The sequence below is a fragment of the Vibrio sp. 10N.222.52.B12 genome, from assembly GCF_002875385.1.
GTDB lineage: Bacteria > Pseudomonadota > Gammaproteobacteria > Enterobacterales > Vibrionaceae > Vibrio > Vibrio jasicida.
On record NZ_MDAW01000036.1, the window covers coordinates 124,603 to 143,785 of the forward strand.

Consider the following 19,183-nt stretch of genomic DNA (forward strand, 5'->3'; position numbering starts at 1 on the left):
ATAATGCTCGCGTTGTGGTGTTTCTTCCTTCCTGAATTTGTCGATAGTAAGGGGGTTATATTCGTGCTAAAAACGCTTTTCCATGAATAACAAATCCCAGATCTCGCCATCAAAAGAACGCTCTCCTGATTCACGCGACGTCACTTCAAACCCAAGAGATTCATAACAATTCTTCGCGACAGTATTACGCTCAAAGACCGCCAACGACAAGACTTGAGCATGATACTGAGTTTGAGACAGTTCGATGAGTTGCGTGAGCATGACTTTCGAAAGACCTTTCCCTCGAAAATCATTGGAAACAAAAACACGACAAATTCGAAATTGGGATTGAGACTCTTTAAACAGCTCAACATAGCCAGCCTGCTTCCCGTCACAAACGAGCATAAACGGCAAGACTTCAGGTTTCGCGCAATGGAGGCTAATCTGTTGGTGATCTAGAGGGAAATTGAAATTTGGCCCACCCCATTGATAGTTCAGTTGCTCTGAATCAATCCAACGGATGAGTGCCTCGTAATCTTCCTTTTCAAATGCTCTCAGTTCCATCTTCGTCTCTGCCATTGTTTATTATTTGATGAGCCCTAAGATCTCTTTAAACTCTGGTGCTCGGCAATCTTCTACCATTTCATACAAACACATTTCTACGCCTGTTAGGCCAACGCCATTCGCAGTCAGTTTTGCGAGCGCGAGCGCTTTGTTGGCTGGCGTTCGAGAAGAAACGCAATCCGTCACCAGTTCCACTTTGTAACCCATTTGACGCAGCGACACCGCGGTTTGATACACACAAATGTGCGCTTCGATACCACAAACCAACCAAGTATCGACTTTGGCGTTTTCTACCGCGAGTTTGAATGTCGGTTCTTTGCAACCATCAAAGGTATGCTTTGCAATCGCCAAGTGCTCTTTCGCTAATACTTCACGAATCGGTTCTACCGTCGGGCCTAATCGGTCTGGGTTTTGCTCAAGCCAAACAATAGGGAGCTTGAGAGCCTTTGCGCCCTTGACTAACTTAGTCGTACTTTCAATCAGCGCTTCGCTTTCGTGCATTAGCGTTGCCAGTTTACCCTGCACGTCGACAACAATTAGACCCGTGGTATTCTTCGATAACATTCTCATCTCCTAGAGCGACAAGAGCATCACTCTGCTCAAGCATTTGAATATAAAGAATGTACCAGAAGCCCAGCATAATCAGATGAGCAAATTCGCAAAATTATTGTCCGCTCACGCTATTTGAATCGCTCTCGAAACAGTTCGATTAACACTTTGACCTTGTTCGGCAAAAACAGATTGGATGGGTAAATCAACGTCAGATGTTGCTTAGGATGGGTGAACTCCGGCAACACCTCCACCAGTTGGCCGTCTTCTAAAGCTGGCTTAGAGTGCACTTGCGGGATAAAGGCGATGCCGTTACCTGTAATCGCCATTAACCGCAGCAAGTTCAAATCGTCCGACCTAACCGCCACATGCAATTCTGGATCTAACAATCCGGCATTGTATCGGTTAGTCAGCAAACGATGATGCTTTAAATCGTCCATGCTTTTTAGAGGAGGATGGGCATCTAAATAAGCTTGAGAAGCGACAAAGTGACTGCGGTAAGGCAATAAGCTGAACTGAACATAGCTGTCGTCCGAGACTTTCGCCACGCTCGGTAAAAGCTGAAGATCAAACGCTTGTCGCTTAAGATCGACACTCTCTTGGTGGTTCTCAATCTCTACCGACATCTCAGGGTAACGGGTCGTATATTCGTTAATGATCGAATTAAACGCCGCCGAGCTCATCAATGCAGAGGGAATCGCAACACGCACTTTACCCGTCAACTCTTGTTGGTATTCATGCATCACATTCAAACCTTGTTGAATGTGCTCTATGGGTTGCCCCACCAGCTCAAACAGACGCTTGCCGTGCTCGGTCAACTCAATGGTTCGCGTGGTTCGAATCAGCAATTGGCAGCCCAACGCTTTCTCTAATTCTTGCAAACGTCGACTCACTTTAGAGCGTTGTAACTGGTTCGCCTCTGCCGCCGCACTGATACCACCGTGCACGACAGTTTGGCTAAACAGGTGAAGATCATCAAAACTAACGTTCATTGTCCTACTTTTAGGTCACTCATGCGCTTATTGTCATTCTACTGAATTGTGACCAAGTTCTCTATAATCGCTTGTCTAATTTGCTTGCGAGCACCATAAATTCAGGTATCTATTATGACGGCAGATCATAAATTCAAACACTGGATGCGAACACTTATTGTCCTGTTCATTGTACTATTTTTCTACATCATCATTGCGGATCGACACGCTCCAATCACGACCGAAGGGCGAGTCCAAGGTTACGTGGTGCAAGTTGCACCAGAAGTTTCAGGTAAAGTGACCGATGTGCTGATTGCCAACAACCAGTCTGTACACAAAGGCGATGTGCTGTTCACCATTGATGCTCGTAAATACAAAATCGCTTTAGAACAAGCGCAGCTATCACTGCAATCCGCTTACGAAAAAGAAGCAACACTGTATTCGCAACGTGAAGCTGCACTGGCAAACATTGCTCGTGCTCAAGCGACTTACAACAACGCGCACAGTGAGTACTCACGTCTACAAAAGTTGTCGAAGCAAAAAGTCATTTCTCAATCCAACTTAGACAGTGCCTACGCACAAAACCAAGTTTCTCGTGCGGCACTAAAAGCCGAGCAACAAAACTTGAAAGTGATTGAAGCACAACTTGGGGACAAAAAAGGCCAAAGCACCGCAGTACGCATTGCTCAAAATGGCATTGAGAAAGCTCAACTCGATCTAACTAATACCGCAGTCCTTGCTCCGAGTGACGGCGTAGTAACTAACCTGCAATTGGAAGTCGGCACCATGGCAAGCACCAACATGCCATTGCTTACCTTTGTACCAACCAGATCAATGTGGGTTGCTGCGGATTTTCGTGAGAAATCGGTAGCGGGCGTCGACAACAGTTACCACGCCATGGTTGCGTTTGATGCTAACCCAGGTTCAGTTTATGACTTCGACCTATCTAGTCGAGATTACGGCGTTGCCGCTGCACAGCAAACTCCAAACGGTGCACTGACCAAAGTCGAAGTGAACAATCGTTGGGTACGTGATGCGCAGCGCACTCGTGTGAACCTAACCAGCGAAGAAGCACTGCCTTCCTCTCTGTTCGTTGGTTCTCGTGCCACCATCGTACTTTACCCAGACAACAGTCCGTTTTGGGCGTTGATGGCACAAGTTCAAATCTACCTTGCTAGCTGGTTCCACTTTATCTACTAGGCGGCTGCGATGAAAACCTTACGTATTTGGTTTGGCTGCTCAATGGGTTTGGCATTGAGCATGATCTTTGGTTGGTCTTACGGTTTCTTTGCCGTCATGCTACCACTGTTTGTACTCGGCCGTATGGACCACTTCAGTCTGCCACTCGTCTTGATGGTGCTGTTCTCGGCGGTTTGGACGACAGTTCAAGCCACCTTTATTCTCGAATACTTACAGTTCCACCCCACACTGATGTTCGCGGCAGTGGGCATTATGATGCTGTTTAAATGCATCGCAATGATGAACCCAAAAACCTATCTGTTTGGCTACATGGGGTTATTGGTTGGCTCAATCGTACTGAACTTCGCGAGCTACGATTTCATGGATATCGAAGAGTTCAACGTCAACCTTTGGGTGATTTCGTTCAGCAATATCTTTGTCTGTGCTCTCGCCTATTGGCTATTCCCAGAGCCAGAATCAAAGATCTTACAAACAGAAATGACTACGCCAGTAAAAAGCGATATCGACTACATCAGCCAAGTAGCAATGGGCTGGGTGGTAGCAATGGCGGCGTTTTTGGTGTTCCAAATAGGTGATTTGTACGACTCACTTTCGGCGCAGGCTTCGATCCTCATCATCCTAACGCCAATGACACTCGCCGGCTCAATGGCCATGGCGAAAATCCGTATCATCGGCACAGCGTTAGGCTGTATCGCAGGTATGGCGGTGCAGTTAATCTTGGGAAGCTGGTTTGGTCATGGGTTGCTGTTCTGGCTGGCGTTTACCATCGCTATGGGGCCATTCTGTTTGTGGCTAACGAAAGGACAAGTCAAAGCCGCCATTGCGTTCTCGGCGATGTCTGCCCTGTCTGTTCCACTGACCACGTCATTGGTGCCTGAGCAGAAAGACGCGTTCTTCTCCATCTTGTACCGATTCAGTTCGATATTCGTAGCGGTAATGCTTACCGCAATGGTGATGTGGGTAGTACACCACTGGATTCGCGTGATGTTATTGAAGCATCCAGAGATGAAGAATGTGGAATTGAATTGACGGAAAACGAGAAACGAAGTATGCCGCTCACCTTGCTGTTAGCGGCATTTTTATTTAGAACCGGTCACCCTGAACGACGAGTAACGAAGTGATTCAGGATCTACCCAAAGAGTGCTATTAAGTCCTGAGGTTATCGCCATTTCCCAGCGAGTTGTTAGCAGATTCCTAGTCTCGTTTAGACTCGCTGGAATGACCCAACTTTGGATACAGACCAAATATAAAAATATCGCGAGCAACGTATCTACCAACGTCCGTCATCCTGAACAACGAGGAACGAGGTGATTCAGGATCTACCTACATAGTGCTGAGAAGTTCTAAGATTATCGCCATTTCCCAGCGAGTTGTTGGCAGATTCCTAGTCTCGTCTAGACTCGCTGGAATGACCCTGTCTTAAGTTTCTGTATCGAAGATAAATTTCGATACTAACTCGCCAACTCTCTACTAATGGACAAAGGGCTTTCCTTAAAGTACACGGTGTTAGAAAACCCCGTTTCCTTTTTCCGTTTTGCTTAGGTTATGTGGCACTAAGACTGAAGTGAACTCATCAAACTCAAGAGCGATTGTCGCTGCTCATTAGGAAGTACTGCAAATAGCGTTGCCATTTCACCAAAAAACTCAGGCCCCATCGAGGAAACCAACCCTAGCCCTTGTTTTGACAACGATATTTTGACTGAGCGCTTATCAACTAAGTCATGTTTACGGACGACGAGATCTTTTGCTTCTAAGCGCTCCAATCGGTTTGATAGTGCGCCTGATGATGGTAGCAATGTCTGCTCTTTGAGTGCTTTTGCCGTCAACTCATAAGGTTCCCCAGAACGATACAATGTTGCAAGAACATCAAATTCAGAAGGATTAAGCCCATGTTTTTTGCAAAAGTGGCTTCTTGCATCAGAAAGTGATGTACCGAATCGAACGAATAACGTCACAAGTTCAATGATGTTTCCGTCCAACTCTTTGTTTATTGATAGCCACTGATCAGCAACTTGCTTGCTCGTCATCTTCAAAATAATGAATCCATGTAATAACGCTCTGTACTATTTTATTCTCGTCACTTTCTACTACTTTGCAATAACCGACAACGCCATCTCTTAAACGTCATCTTTGAATCCAAGTAGAGAAACTCAAGAATAAGGCCTAACGTAAATAGTACCATTACTAAAATTGCGAGAACATCTACGGAAAAGGCCATAAGTGCTTTAATTAAATTCATCACCTTCATTGTCCATCACCTCCTAATTATCTGAGACTAAACCTTCTTCCTTCTCAACTCCGGATCCACTAGCACTAACTTTAGAATCAAAACCTACTGTCAAAAGAAGGCCCTAGCCTTCTAAAACCACCACCAGAGGATCAAAGAAAAGATCAACAGAGGTGACTTTACTCTTAATTTATGTTTAAGTAAATTATGTTTACATAAACATAATTGCAAAAATGCAGTTGAAGGAGAATCATGAAAATCATATTAGCGATATTAGCCCCCTTACTTTGGGGAACGACCTACGCTGTTGTTTCATCGGAGTTTGTTGGTTGGTCACCGTTCGCGCTAGCAGTATGGAGAGCCCTACCTGCTGGCTTCATCCTATTGATTTTAAAGCCAACAATGCCCAAGTTATCAGAGCTCCCCGCTCTATTTCTGATTGGCTTCCTTAATATCGCGTTATTTTTTGGCTTATTGTTCGCTGCGGCGTTGAGACTACCGAGTACTTTGGTTGGCGTCGGAATGATCGCCTTGCCTGTTGTGAGCTTGGCAATCATGGGGATCGCGCATCAAGTCAAACCATCAATGATCCAATTGGTGTCGGCATTTGTGCTGATGGGGTGTTCTGCTTATCTATTCTTGACCAGTCACGCGCCCATCAGCTTATCAGCGGTATTACTCTTGGTTGGTGCTATGAGTGCATTGATTGCGGGAAGTGTTGTTGCTAAACACGTGATGAAAAAAATCCACTGGTGGAAATTACTGACATGGAAACTCATCTTTGGCGGCATCATCTTATTACCTCTCGCCTATTGGGATGTTTTTTCAGGTGGAAAAGCCGTCGTACCTTTAGTCCCAAACAACTTTGAACAGTGGCTAGCAATGGGTTGGATTATTATCGGATTAACCTCTGTAGCCTACGGGGCTTATGTCTATACCATCCCTTTAATTACAACGAATGAGCTCAGTTTCTTTGGCACCTTTAACCCAATTCTGGCAATGATCTTAGGCGTCACGCTCATGGGAGATTCACTGACTCACGTGCAAACTGGTGTGATGGTATTGATGGTGGTCAGCAACTTGATTGCTCAGTTCTTCGAGTATCGTAAGAAGCTCCCGACCGAGCAGGAAGTGATTAATTATTAACGGCTGCGATTTTCGTGATTTTATAGAGAGAAAACCCAAGACCCGAACTCTTGGGTTTGTTGTGAACGACATAATTCCCAACATCCGTCATCCTGAGGAACGAGGTGATTCAGGATCTACCGACCCAGTGCTGTTAAATTCGAAGGCTATCGCCATTTCCCAGCGAGTGGTTAGCAGATTCCTAGTCTCGTCTAGACTCGCTGGAATGACCCAACTTGAGTTAGCTGCGTCGAACTTAAACTCTGATATTAGCCCGACAACTCCTTACGAATGATCTCTGCGCCTGCGCTGAGTGCATTGAGCTTCGCAGTTGAAACTTCGCGAGGTAGAGGCGCCATGCCGCAGTTGGTGCATGGGTAAAGTTTGTCGGCATCGACGTACTTGAGCGCTTCGCGCAGGGTTTCTGCAACCTCTTCTGGTGTTTCAATCTCGTTGGTTGCTACATCAATTGCGCCAACCATCACCTTCTTACCACGGATAAGTTCAAGTAGTTCGATAGGTACGCGTGAGTTGTGACACTCAAGCGAGATAATATCGATGTTGGACTTTTGCAGCTTCGGGAATACTTCTTCGTATTGTCGCCACTCAGTGCCTAGCGTCTTCTTCCAATCCGTGTTGGCTTTGATGCCGTAGCCATAGCAGATATGCACTGCGGTTTCGCACTTAAGTCCTTCAATGGCGCGTTCTAAGCAAGCTATGCCCCACTCGTTCACATCATCAAAGAACACGTTAAATGCGGGCTCATCAAATTGGATAATGTCGACGCCTGCCGCTTCAAGCTCTTTGGCTTCTTGGTTAAGAATCTTTGCGAATTCCCAAGCCAGTTTTTCTCGGCTCCCGTAGTGATCATCATACAGCGTGTCGATCATCGTCATTGGCCCCGGTAGCGCCCACTTGATGGGTTGTTTGGTTTGCTGACGCAAGAACTTCGCATCTTCCACAAACACAGGTTTGGTTCGGCTGACTGGGCCAACAACCGTCGGTACACTCGCGTCATAGCGATTACGAATGGTCACGGTTTTGCGGTTCTCAAAGTCTACTCCGCTAAGGTGTTCAATAAACGTCGTCACAAAGTGTTGGCGAGTTTGTTCACCGTCACTGACAATATCGACCCCTGCCAGTTCTTGCTCTTGTAAAGAGACTCGCAGCGCATCACGTTTGCCATCAATCAATTCGTCACCTTGCAGTTTCCACGGTGACCAAAGCGTCTCTGGTTGAGCCAGCCAAGAAGGCTTAGGTAAGCTGCCCGCCGTTGAAGTCGGTAATAGTGTTTTCATCGTCATTCCCTTTTAAATTCTCGTTTTCGATTACGCGTAATTTGCAGACCATTGCTCAAGGATCGCTTGATAAGGCTTGATAAGGCTTGATGAAGTGCTCCTCAGCAAACTTCCCTTGCTCTTTAGCAAGCTGGCTGCGCTCTTCGCGGTCATAAACGATTTGGGTTAACGAGTGATCGAGATTCTTCAAGTTCGGTTGGTAACACTGGCCGGCTACCGCGTTCGCGTTGTAAATCTCTGGGCGATAAATCTTTTGGAACGTCTCCATGGTACTGATTGTGCTGATCAGCTCTAGGTTTGAGTAGTCATTCAACAAGTCACCGAAAAAGTAGAACGCCAACGGAGCAACACTGTTTGGCGGCATAAAGTAGCGAACCTGCAAGCCCATCTTTTTGAAGTACTGCTCGGTCAATGACGATTCGTTTGGCGCGTATTCAAAACCCAACACTGGATGCTGGTTGTCAGTACGTCGGTAAACCTTGTTGTCCGACACACTCAAACAAATCACTGGCGGCTTTTGGAAATGTTGTTGGTACGATTCCGATTTCACGAACGCTTTAAACAGCTTACCGTGCAGCTCACCAAAATCAGCAGGGATGCTAAATTGAGGTTGGTCTTTGTTGTGGTCTAGAAGCAGAACGCTAAAGTCGTAATCGCGCACATAAGAAGAGAAGTTGTTACCGACAATGCCTTCGATACGTTCATTAGTTTTGCGGTCAATAATGTTGGTTTTGAGCACTTCGATGGAAGGGAACGCTTCACCACTGCCTTGAATATCCATGTCCACAGAGATGATTTCCAACTCGACACTGTAACGATCGCCATTCGGGTTATCCCAATGTGCCAAGGCATTGAAACGATTGTCGATCATGCGCAGTGCATTACGAAGGTTATTTTGGCGGCTGTCACCACGAGCTAGGTTGGCAAAGTTGGTGGTGATTCGCGTGCTGTCTGATGGTTGGTAATTCTCATCAAAACGGATGCTTTTAATAGCAAAATTGAAATCGTTATTCATGGTGAGTTGGTATCCTATTTCCTTAGATAAACGCTGACTGATTCCTAACTCTGTTTTTGGGGATGGTTGTATTTTTTGATTTTCCCAATCGTCAGTGTGTGCAGCGTTTACTTCGAAAATTCAGTTCAAAAACAGCTGTCACAGTGCCTAACACCAGAGCAGTCTGCTTTTTATACTTGCTTCGTTACTTGAATAACATTGGTAATACTTCACGTTGAACATGAAGGAATTTCATGGTTTGAGGAAAAAGCTTCCATTGCAGGCGTGTTGGATCGTTTGCATGTTAGACACAGTGCTACAGACAATAGTAACAGCAAGAACATGCAAGTGAGCGCAAGCAAACCACAGGTTAAGAAATGTTCTCTTGCATATAATATTCACAATAGAGAGTGGCGCTTTATGGCCAGAAAAACTAAGTCTCGCCAATTAGATGAGGATTTTGACAACCTGCCTACTCATCAGAGATTGTATGGCAAGTGATATTTTTAGTAAAATCTGTTTTTATTCTTTAGTTAATGCTATGAATATAAAAGTAATAGTTAACAAAAATATATAGCGTAGGCATAATATGCCAAAGTTATAAATTTAAGAGTCAGAGGTTAGAGTGCGCGATTTCAAAACGATACAAACTCTTATGGGCGATCTCCCAGAAGACATTACAAAAGCTTACCTGATTGGTAGTACTGGTGCAGGAAAAAGCTCACTTGTACAACATATACTGGGCACAACAGACGTTAACTTTCCTACAACTACACAACGTAGAACTACAGTAGCGCCAACTGAATATGTAATTAATAGGAATTTACAATATAAAAGCACAATCTTGCTAAAGAAAAAAGAAGATTTATTATTCGCAATCGAAGATCTGATTTTTGAAGCTATAAAAAAATCCTTAGATCCAAATTCTAGCTTGAACGATGTATGTTATGAATTTGAACAGTCTCCTGATGAAAGATTTAAATTAAAGCATATAGTATCTGAAAAAGAAATTGAAGCTCAGGCATCCATATTGATATCTAGATTAAAGCCTCTATCGCTAGATATCAATGATGATGATTTATTTGAAAATTCAAAGCTCATAAGCATCATTGAAACCATAAAAAACAATTTCCTTTATGATATTAAATCTAACTTCCATAGAGTATGCCCTGACGCTGGAGATCTTTTTGAGCAAGAAATAATTGAAATTAGTGGGATAAATAATAAAGATGATTTTATTTCCAAGAATAAAGAACTATTAAAAAATGACTTCGGCTCAATTTCAGCATTAGTAGAATACATCAGGATTGAAGGCGACCTAATATCTGATAACTTTGATAAAAACTTGAATTTCGTCTTGATTGATGGTGAGGGTATTGGTCACTCATACAGTGAAAAGCGCGATACATTATCAACAAGGCACTACGACTACTTTGATTTCTGCAACCATATAATTCTAATAGGTGACGCTGAAGAAGCTTTTGCTACTGGGGGACAAAGTGTAATCGAAAGTATATGCTTGAATGGTTATCAGGATAAGTTTCAACTTGTATTTTCAAAAACAGACAAATTAGATAACACAGATATCAATGGCTACATTAGAAGAAATCTACATAATTTATCTTCAGCACTCAGTAAACAAAGTATAGATTTTAATATTGAGAACAAAGATACATTTAAGTTTGGGGAGCTTAATAAAAAAAAATTTAACACACACACAAAGGGACAAATACGAAAACTATTAGATACTATAAATAGTAAAAGAGAAAGAAAGATTATTGACCTAGAGTATGATTATTCAAAATTTTACTCCACGATACGAAATGATGAGTTTCATGAAGAGTTCATTGATCGTTTAAATAATGAACATTGGGCTGTATTAAAAGCATTCAGCAAGCGGTTAAGCTGGCATGACTTTGAATATCGCCACCTAAAGCCATTGAGTTGGATTCTCACGTTTATCATGCGAGATATAAACCTATTCTTGATTAAAAACAACTTAGTTTCTGAAATATACGATTCGCAAAATAAAATAAAAAGAAATTTTTCTAAAAATCTTAGAAATTACATCTATAGTGAGCTAATAGTTAAAAGAGCTCATTTATGGCAACAAGCGTATGAAATGGAAGGGCGCGGTTCCCATCAAGATAGAAAAGACTTTATATATAAATACATAATTTCTAAGGTTCTACCTAGTGAAAATAGCACTGAATTTGAAAGTTTTAGAAAAAATTTAAAAAAATTGCTAATTATTTCCGGAGCGTTAGAAATGAAAGAACCTATTAGAACAACCATTAGTAAAATATCCATTACTAACATTTTTGGAAAGAGAGATATAGTATGGAACCTCCAAGAGGATATTAACTTATTAGTTGGTAAAAATGGTACAGGTAAAAGCACTGTATTAAACTTACTTAGTGCTTGTATATCTAATGATAAAGATATTCTTGAGTATTACCATTATCCATATGTAGAAATAACAATAAAGAAAGAGTATGATCATGGGGAAAATATAGAACAAGTTCTAAAGGCTAATACACCATCTCTAGATTTAAACCCTATCATAGTCTCATCACCTAGTGATCTTAGTAGGTTCTCTAATAGAAATGAGGTTTTAACTCTAGATACTGTCATCGAAAACTTGACTAATAAGTTTAGTAAATATCAAAGAAATGTTAATCAAATTATATCGAACAAAACCGAAGAATTACAAAAAAAACGTAATAGTATACTCGAAAACATTTCTGATAGTACACCAGAATCTTTATTAGACTTTAAGAACTTAACAGTCGAAATTAATAGAATCAAAGAAGGTGAATTAAAGTTACTACATCAATTTAAAGAAATAATGGATGAGTATTTTAAGGATACAGACAAGAAAATTATAATTGATGATGAAAATGAAGCTTTAGTAATTGAATTGTCGTCAAATGAAAATAAAAGAATTAATTTAAACCAACTTTCCTCTGGTGAAAAGCAGTTATTAATAATATTTCTAAACGTAATTTTAAACTCCGGAAAGTCATCCATTTTAATCATGGATGAGCCTGAATCATCTTTACACGTTGAATGGCAGTCATCATTTATAGACAGTGTGAAAGAATTAAATCCAAAAATGCAAATAATATCGACTACTCATAACCCATTAATTTTATTAAATCGAAATAAAAATGAAATTGGAGTTATTGAGCAAAATAGTATTAACATTGACACAAGCAAATCTGGGACGAAATTTTTAGATATTTCTTCAATACTTCTTGAACACTTTAACTTATCTTCACTAATTGGAAATGACATGAAAGAGATGATTAAAGAGTATTCATCTCTACAATTAACTGACCAACCTAGTGAAGAAGAGCAAAAACGTATTAGTGAGATAAAATGCACTCTTGATAATAGTTTCACAAGCGAAGTCCTTTACAATAGAAATTATTACAAGTTTCTAAAGTTTCTAAGAGACCATAAAGATATTGACTTTAATAAATTTGAAAGTATTGGAGAAGAGGAAATGGATGCGTTTCTTTCTGAATTTGGAGACTTATTCAATGATTAGCATGGTCGAGCTATATAGTCACGGTGATTATGCTGATACATTGACAGCGTTCAATTCTTCAACGGCTGAACGCCGATGGTCTCTTTTTACGCCTGTACATTTAAAGGTAACTAAAGGGAAGTGTCCTATCTGTGAATGCCTCTTAGACGGAAGTGTAACTAGAGCAAGTAATAATAGCGCTAACATTACAATTAACGCCACAATGGATCATTATAGACCTAAGAAATCCACACTATATCCATTTCTTGCTTATGACCACAAGAATTATATTGTAATGTGTGCAGACTGTAACAACTTATATAAAGGGTGTGAGTTTCCATTATATCCACCTTCAGTTCGTGGAATTTGTCAACAATCGATTACTCAAGAGCAACCACTCATTGTCAATCCTTTGATAGATCAATTAGATGACCTATTTGATATCCGATTGATAAATTCATTAAGTGGACGCAAGTTATTGGAATTAACACCAAAACACAGTAATGGTTACAAATATGAAAAGGCTTTAAAGACAATAGAAATGTTCTGTATCGGCCATTATGATACGTTTTCTCATACTAATAGCCACGCAAAATCTTTACGGCTCGAAATTTTATCTAGCCATTACCAAAAGTTTAATAAGTTCATTAAAGCACTAAATAATGGTGATATGAAAGAAGCTTTATTAGAGTACAACAGTAATAACCTTTCTGAATATGGTTTTACTGAAATCATTAAGAAAAAACAGTTTTCAGATCATACATAAACACTCACCTGCTCGCCAACACATATAGTGTAGGCGAGCAGCTTGTGGGTTTATAGTTTCTAATTTTCGTTTAAGGCAACGCCAAGGCTACAAAGTTATGCCAGTTGGTTAGATAGTTTAAGCAACTTCGCTAACTATCTTAGTGTGACAACGTGATGGATAGCTTTTGGCATAAGAGTGCGAATAGTTTTTGTGTCCATCCTGGTAACGGTCGCAGCATGGGTATGTTCTGCTCGCTCCCTGAGGGTATATTTGCAGTTCAGGACAGACTCGAGCGAACTGCTACTTTGCGTCAGCTATAGCGTTGATTCCCAAAGCTTCTAGCGCTTTTTCTGGGAATGGGGCTCCCCATGATGACATTAAAATTTGTAGTTCAACCAAGGGCTTTGCACAACGTCTTATAGGTATGTTGGTCTACTATACCATCAACAAACTGTACCAAAGACCCCATAGGTTAATTCTTTTACGCTATGCCAATCTTTATTAGTTACGCTCCCAGTAACAGCAATACTTCGCCACCTAAGTTGAGACTCTTTTTGACGTTGGATTTAACGATTATCTCTTCCAGCTTAATTATGCCATTGCTACGACTCTTGGAGGATACTGAGCTTGTTTCTAACTACTCTTTTAATGATAATTTGATATCACTTGATCGGTTTCACGTTTGATTTGCCACCCAAATACATACTGTTTCGCTGAAGTGAAGAGCCAGACCGCTTTTTATCGCCATATTTTCTTAGTGCTCCTCAGAGAGTCGCCCTAGCATCACGTTCGCATAACTACGCGTTGTTCGTAAAGCAAGTAAAGGCTAATTTAGAGTATTCGATTGAATTAGTTTTCATTTAGGCAATTATATTTTACTAATCTAAACGTGAAATGTTTAGGTGTTCTCCTGTGTAACACGCCTCGTCAGCGCATCTTTAAACACCTATTCATTTATCTCTACTTATAATGATTCCCCACACAACTAACACTTCCCCACTCCTTCCCTTTTCCCACACTTTCAACGATACTCTTGCGCCTTATTGTTCAGTTGGAAAACTTCATGCCTCAAGCTAACTCCGTTGTCGTACTCGACTTTGAAACCACAGGTCTGTCTCCGAATATGGGGGATCGCGCGATTGAAATCGGTGCGGTTAAGATCGTTGATGGTGAGGTGGTCGATAGTTTTCAGCAACTTATGAATCCTGGCTTTCGTGTGAGCTCATTTATTGAGGGTTACACAGGCATTACCAATAACATGCTGCGCACCGCGCCGAGCTGCGATGAAGTGATGGCATCGTTCAGTGAGTTTATTGCGGGGGAGAATCTTATCGCGCACAACGCGTCGTTCGATAAGCGATTTCTGGATGCAGAGCTAGAGCGAATCGGCTGTGGTTATTCTGGCGAGTTCGCTTGTTCTTTGTTGGTAGCAAGACGCCTTATCCAAGATGCGCCGTCACACAAGCTGGGTGAATTGGTTCGTTACAAGAACATCGAAAACGACGGCGTATTCCACCGCGCGTTAGCCGATGCACAGGTAACGGCAAAGCTGTGGTTGCTGATGGTAGAAGAGCTTGAGCAATCGGGCATTGTCGCGCCAAGCTTTAAGTTTATGCAGACGGTAAGTAAGACAGCGAAAGGAAAAGTGGATCAGCTACTGGCTAAAAGCCGTGCTTAAACCACAAACAAGTAACGCCCAATCATGCGGGCGTTACTTATGCCCTGTGAATTTAGATTCTAGGGTTTACACCGAGATCATATGAGGTCGGATATTGGTTGGCTCAGCGCTTGCTGGCGTTGGCTCTACACCAGAAATCGCCGCCTGCTTTTCAATAAGATCTTGAATAAAGCACTCTGTCCACGCCTCTAACGCTGCCACATTTAGCATCGCCATCGGTTGTTGCGACCATAAAACGGCGCTGTTTTCCTGATGCGACACAATGTGTGCAGGCCAGTATTCACCAAAGATATTGCTCTTTGCCAGCTGCTCCGATATCGGGTTTGCCTCACCAAGTTCTACATACAGTACCATCCACTCTTCATTCTGATGCGTGAAATGAAGTTGATACTTTTGGTCAATCAACAGGCTGTAGATACCATCTTGCGCGGTTGGGTTCTCTAGGCCGTTCTTTTCGAAAAAGTGTTTAACTAGGTGATCGAATGTGGTTGTCATTAGTGGTTAGCCTCCAAGTTGACGATGCTGAATTCTCCCGATAAGCCGAATTTCGGTAGGTCGTAGCCTGATTTGTGCCAGAAATCCTGAACAAACCAGCTGGTAAAATCTTCCTTGCTTGGGAAAGAAAACTCACCAAAGTTCGGGTCAAAGAAGGTCACTTTCTCCCCATCAACCGCGGCTGCAACGGCGTGTGCATTACTTGGGCCTTCAAGGCCGATCTTCTTCAATAGCGATGTTTTAGGGCCGTTATCAACGATCTTCGCCGCAAGCTCAGCAGCACCATTTCGACCACGGCTTGTTTGTCCATGCACACGTGATAATGCACCAAGTTCTCGGTAAGGCGATTCGATGTTGTTGCTTCTTAGCCAACCTTCTGTGATCGCTTCTTGGTCATAACCCACCATGCCATCGGTTTGCAGTTGCGCGACAGACTGCATTGTCTCTTTGTTCAGCTTACCTTTGTCGCTTGCCGTTCCTGATTGAAATAGCTGTTCGCCAAGGTTAGAGCCTTCTGCTCGTGCCTTCATCCAGTGAGCGCTCAGTGCTTCACAACATCCGCCAGAGGTGTTGGTGTCTTTTAGGATGGCGTTTTTGATGCTGCCCGTTACCTGAGAGACCTTCATGGTCACTTCGCCGTTGTGTTTTGCTGCCGAGTTACGCAATGAAGCGGTTTTAGTGCTAACCAGAGCGTGCAAAATACGATCGCCCAGCGTTTGTACCGCTGTTTTGAAGTTTTGTAACTTTGAGCGAGGCTCTGCGCTTTGTTCTGGTGTCGCGCTTTGCAGAGAGAACGAACTGATTGGTGCTGGGTTTGCAGTAGCACCACTACTCATCTGTTGCAGCATCAAGTTGCGAATGGCATCTGGCGTCATTTGCGTGCTTGCACTCAAGCCACCAAGTTGACCTTGGTTTTGTGGTTGGCTGACTGGTGCAGAGATGATTGGTCCACTGATAGAGGAAATATTAGTAATACCTTGCATAACTACCTGCTTTCTTTGTTTATTTTTGTATGCTGCAAGGTTAACCAAAGCGATGAAGTTGGGCTGTTAGTCATGGTCGTTGTTTTGTTGATTTGAGCGAATCCTTCTCTCACATAGAGAAAAGACTCTTAGAAAGATTAATAGTAACTATTCATATAGAACCATACGATATAAATCACTAATTAATCTTTAAAATCTTATTTGCCATTTTTATTTGACCAGGAAGATAAATCATCTGTAACAAATTAGGCATTGAAAATATGACTACAGCTTTTAATAAATTTAAAATAATATGGTAATCACCAGGAGTAAATTTAAGAGCTGACATTAAAAAAGCTAGAAGGATAAATGCATAACAAAACTTTTGAACAAACTCATCGGGATACCAAGAGTACGTTATTTTCGTTTGATTTTTTTCTTGTTCTAATTTACATCGAAGCTCGCCCCCAATTTCACTCCCCGCAAGAATTGAACTTGAGTTTGTGAGCTCACGTGTATTAAACAATCTGTCTTGATGAGCTTCAAAACTTCGAGAAGTTTTTCTTCGTATTATTAGGATATTTTCCTTCTTCTTAGTCAAGTAAGCACCTTCACTAGGGTTACTCTCATTCAAATAAAAATAATCAGTATTGTTTAACCGAGAAAGAATCTCTTCTATTGGTTCATCGCTATATTTTTCGCTTCTATAAAGTGCGTGATTTATATGCATTACAATATTACAGCCTTGTTTAAAATTGAGATGTAAATTTTAAACAAGGCCGGCTAAAACACCACTTCCAAAATGACCATATTTATAGGCAAATGGTCTTTATTTTAATAAAGCTCCAAACTGCGAGAATTTCACGCCGGCACTCTATCCGAAATCACCTTGCCATCTTTGATGGTGATGATGCGCTTGGTGCGCTCTGCTAGGGTGTTATCGTGCGTCACGATGATCAAGGTTCTGCCTTCAGCGTGGAGTTGATTGAACAAGGCTTCAATCTCTGCGCCAGATTTCGAATCCAATGCACCAGTAGGCTCATCGGCTAGGATGATTTGCGGATCGTTGACCAAGGCTCTTGCAATCGCGACCCTCTGTTTTTGACCGCCAGAAAGCTGGTTTGGTTTGTGGTCGAGACGATCCCCTAGCCCGACTTGCTCTAGCAATTTAGCGGCACGCTGGCGACGTTCTTTGGCTTTAATGCCAGAGTAAACCAACGGCAGAGCCACGTTATCCAACGCTGTGGCGTATTCCAGCAAGTTAAAGCTTTGGAAGACAAAACCTATCTTTTGGTTACGAATACCGGCTAGCTCGTTCGGGCTTAAACTTGCGACGTTTTGACCACCCAATTGGTATTGGCCATCGGTTGGTTTATCTAAACAGCCAAGCATGTTCATCAAAGTCGATTTACCCGAACCAGATGGGCCAAGAATCGACAGAAATTCCCCTTGGTTTATGGTTAAGTCGACGCCATCTAGAGCGCGCACTTCGGCCTCTCCGCTTGCGTAGTATTTGCAAATGTTAGTCAGCTCAACCAATGGGGCGTTTGACATTTTCTCTCCAGAATTCTTTTTATTATTCACTTTGCAGCGCCTCCAGCGGGCTCACTTTTGCTGCTCGGTTAGCAGGTAACCAAGCAGATGCGACGCCAATAAACACCAAGGTGGTAATTACAATTGCAACGACTATCCAAGAGAGCTCAGGAACGGGTCTGCCAAGGCGTTCATAAAACATGTCGCCTTCTAAATTAATCGCACTAATTGCGCTAACAAGCGCGTAAGTCACTCCTAATCCCAATGCGCCACCTAACATCATGGTAATCAACGATTGCACCAAATAGTGCAGACGAATCGCGGTTGGCGTAGCACCAACGGCCATGCGCACGCCAATATCTCTGGTTGAACGTTTCACGGTTGCGTACATCACATTCGCAATCCCGACGCCCGCCACTGCAAGCGTGACAAAGCCAATGATGCCAAGAAAACTTTGTAGACCAACTAAGAACTGTTGCATGCTTTTCTGTTTAAGGAACATGTCTTCCACTTGGACGACTTGCTCGTCACTCACACTGGCACCATGTTTACGAGCGATCACCTGACGAATGGTCTCTGCGAGTTTTTCACGATCTGCATTAGTATTCGGCTCTACGTTGATACCACCAATATCACCATTAGTGTGAAAGCGTTGCCACGTGGCTAACGGCACAAAACTGGCGTAGTTAATTTGATCACCCTGTTCGATTTCAGCACTGTTTTTCTTCAACACGCCAATCACAGTGAACTCTTCACTGCCAATCTTGACCTTTTTACCCACAGGATCGGCTTGTAACGTCACAGGAGCAAACCAGCTGAAGTCTTCATTAGGATTAAACAGATCCGCGGCGAGTGAATAACCCAAGACAACCACTTTACGCATCTGCTTTTGGTCGAGCGGATTGAGCCAACGACCGCCATCCATTGGGATCAGATTGGTCATGGACGCAAAATCCGTCGTGACCGCTAATGGCTCTTGCCATGAACCTCTATCGTCCACGGTGATACGCTCATCCCATACTGCGGTTGGCGCAACGCTTTTCACCTCTGGTAGGGCTTTAACGACATCGGTATCGTCAGCTTTTAAGGTTAGAAACTTACCTTGGTGGAACACACCATAATCGACAGTCGCCATGCCTCCGGTTAAGTAAATCAGATTACCGTTGCCATTTTGCGCGGTTCTTAATACGCCCTGACGAATGCCCTCGCCCACGGCCAGCATTGCGGCGATACACAAGGTCGCCCATGCCACAGCAAGAATGGTTAAACCCAAACGCAGCTTTTCTGCTGCCATTTCTTGAAAGATTTGTCTCATCGGTAGCAACATG

At 42.6% G+C, this 19,183-nt stretch carries 16 protein-coding genes and 1 pseudogene; 6 read left to right on the top strand and 11 right to left on the bottom strand.

Going from position 1 to position 19,183, the window contains the following annotated elements; genetic code table 11:
- Window positions 1-66 precede the first annotated feature (66 nt).
- From BCT11_RS02575 to BCT11_RS02585, 3 genes are all read right to left on the bottom strand, one after another.
- Complete coding sequence (locus BCT11_RS02575) at window positions 67-543, bottom strand: GNAT family N-acetyltransferase (protein WP_038880675.1); 477 nt, start codon at window positions 541-543, stop codon at window positions 67-69.
- 21 nt (window positions 544-564) lie between these two features.
- A complete protein-coding gene (locus BCT11_RS02580; RefSeq protein WP_038880579.1) occupies window positions 565-1,107 on the bottom strand; it encodes a hydrolase in 543 nt (180 codons plus the stop codon).
- A 116-nt stretch (window positions 1,108-1,223) separates the two neighbouring features.
- The gene (locus tag BCT11_RS02585; protein ID WP_038880582.1) at window positions 1,224-2,084 is read right to left on the bottom strand and encodes a LysR family transcriptional regulator; all 861 of its coding nucleotides are present in this window, start codon (window positions 2,082-2,084) and stop codon (window positions 1,224-1,226) included.
- 114 nt (window positions 2,085-2,198) lie between these two features.
- Here BCT11_RS02585 and BCT11_RS02590 point away from each other — a divergent pair, with 114 nt between their 5' ends.
- On the top strand, window positions 2,199-3,263 hold the full coding sequence (locus tag BCT11_RS02590; protein ID WP_042603996.1) for an HlyD family secretion protein: 1,065 nt from the start codon (window positions 2,199-2,201) through the stop codon (window positions 3,261-3,263).
- A 9-nt stretch (window positions 3,264-3,272) separates the two neighbouring features.
- On the top strand, window positions 3,273-4,292 hold the full coding sequence (locus BCT11_RS02595) for a DUF2955 domain-containing protein (protein WP_042602515.1): 1,020 nt from the start codon (window positions 3,273-3,275) through the stop codon (window positions 4,290-4,292).
- Between the two features lie 524 nt (window positions 4,293-4,816).
- Here BCT11_RS02595 and BCT11_RS02600 read toward each other — a convergent pair.
- Window positions 4,817-5,290, bottom strand: coding sequence for a MarR family transcriptional regulator (locus BCT11_RS02600; RefSeq protein WP_039975335.1), 474 nt, complete (start codon window positions 5,288-5,290; stop codon window positions 4,817-4,819).
- Window positions 5,291-5,742: 452 nt separating this feature from the next.
- Here BCT11_RS02600 and BCT11_RS02605 point away from each other — a divergent pair, with 452 nt between their 5' ends.
- Window positions 5,743-6,636, top strand: coding sequence for a DMT family transporter (locus BCT11_RS02605; RefSeq protein WP_102386995.1), 894 nt, complete (start codon window positions 5,743-5,745; stop codon window positions 6,634-6,636).
- Between the two features lie 248 nt (window positions 6,637-6,884).
- Here the strand turns inward: BCT11_RS02605 and BCT11_RS02610 are convergent, their stop codons facing one another.
- Both BCT11_RS02610 and BCT11_RS02615 read right to left on the bottom strand, forming a co-directional pair.
- Window positions 6,885-7,913 carry a methionine synthase gene (locus BCT11_RS02610; protein ID WP_102386996.1) on the bottom strand — a complete coding sequence of 343 codons (1,029 nt, stop codon included), beginning with the start codon at window positions 7,911-7,913 and terminating at the stop codon, window positions 6,885-6,887.
- A 30-nt stretch (window positions 7,914-7,943) separates the two neighbouring features.
- Window positions 7,944-8,928, bottom strand: a pseudogene (locus BCT11_RS02615) (DUF1852 domain-containing protein).
- A gap of 604 nt (window positions 8,929-9,532) precedes the next feature.
- On the opposite strand from BCT11_RS02615, the gene BCT11_RS02625 reads away from it, so the two are divergent.
- From BCT11_RS02625 to BCT11_RS02635, 3 genes are all read left to right on the top strand, one after another.
- Entirely contained in the window at window positions 9,533-12,460 is a 2,928-nt protein-coding gene (locus tag BCT11_RS02625) for an ATP-binding protein (protein WP_102386998.1), read from the top strand.
- Entirely contained in the window at window positions 12,453-13,205 is a 753-nt protein-coding gene (locus tag BCT11_RS02630) for a hypothetical protein (protein ID WP_102386999.1), read from the top strand. Before BCT11_RS02625 ends, BCT11_RS02630 begins: the two co-directional genes overlap by 8 nt.
- A gap of 1,045 nt (window positions 13,206-14,250) precedes the next feature.
- Window positions 14,251-14,865, top strand: a complete 615-nt coding sequence (locus BCT11_RS02635; RefSeq protein WP_047480877.1) for a 3'-5' exonuclease — start codon at window positions 14,251-14,253, stop codon at window positions 14,863-14,865.
- Window positions 14,866-14,931: 66 nt separating this feature from the next.
- Here BCT11_RS02635 and BCT11_RS02640 read toward each other — a convergent pair whose 3' ends face one another.
- From BCT11_RS02640 to BCT11_RS02660, 5 genes are all read right to left on the bottom strand, one after another.
- The gene (locus BCT11_RS02640) at window positions 14,932-15,360 is read right to left on the bottom strand and encodes a CesT family type III secretion system chaperone (protein WP_102387001.1); all 429 of its coding nucleotides are present in this window, start codon (window positions 15,358-15,360) and stop codon (window positions 14,932-14,934) included.
- Entirely contained in the window at window positions 15,360-16,343 is a 984-nt protein-coding gene (locus BCT11_RS02645) for a YopT-type cysteine protease domain-containing protein (protein ID WP_045372687.1), read from the bottom strand. The genes BCT11_RS02640 and BCT11_RS02645 overlap by 1 nt, the downstream gene beginning before the upstream one ends.
- A 178-nt stretch (window positions 16,344-16,521) precedes the next feature.
- Window positions 16,522-17,052: a hypothetical protein gene (locus tag BCT11_RS02650; RefSeq protein WP_102387002.1), complete on the bottom strand. Its 531-nt coding sequence runs from the start codon at window positions 17,050-17,052 to the stop codon at window positions 16,522-16,524.
- Between the two features lie 131 nt (window positions 17,053-17,183).
- Window positions 17,184-17,876 carry an ABC transporter ATP-binding protein gene (locus BCT11_RS02655; RefSeq protein WP_198593900.1) on the bottom strand — a complete coding sequence of 231 codons (693 nt, stop codon included), beginning with the start codon at window positions 17,874-17,876 and terminating at the stop codon, window positions 17,184-17,186.
- A gap of 22 nt (window positions 17,877-17,898) precedes the next feature.
- Window positions 17,899-19,182, bottom strand: a complete 1,284-nt coding sequence (locus tag BCT11_RS02660; RefSeq protein ID WP_102387004.1) for an ABC transporter permease — start codon at window positions 19,180-19,182, stop codon at window positions 17,899-17,901.
- Window position 19,183 lies beyond the last annotated feature (1 nt).